At 68.5% G+C, this 355-nt stretch carries 1 protein-coding gene; it reads right to left on the reverse strand.

What is annotated here, in order from left to right:
* Window positions 1-355: MFS transporter (locus ACSNOK_RS33575; protein ID WP_436784552.1), on the reverse strand; the 355-nt coding region annotated here is incomplete at both ends.

Here is a 355-nt window from a genome sequence, read left to right on the forward strand (position 1 = left end):
TGGGAGAAGACCGTGCGGGCGATCGTCCCGAAGCCGATGCTGCGCCGCGTGTGGATGGTGATCTCACCGGCGGGCGGCGGCAGTTCGGCGCCCTTCTCGGCTCGGATCCCCTCCTCGACCTCGCTCACCAGCTTCTCGGCCTCGTCACCCTGGCCGTGGATGAACTGCCACCGCGGGCTCTCGGGCACATGGCGGCGCACCAGCATGATGGCCAGGCCGAAGACGACACCGAGGGCGAAGGTCAGCCGCCAGCCGACGTCGAGGGCGAAGACGTCGGTGTCCAGCATCACGATGGACAGCAGCGAGCCGCCCACCGCGCACAGCCAGAAGCTGCCGTTGATGATCAGGTCGATGC

Source organism: Streptomyces sp. URMC 126, from assembly GCF_051386555.1.
Classification (GTDB): domain Bacteria; phylum Actinomycetota; class Actinomycetes; order Streptomycetales; family Streptomycetaceae; genus Streptomyces.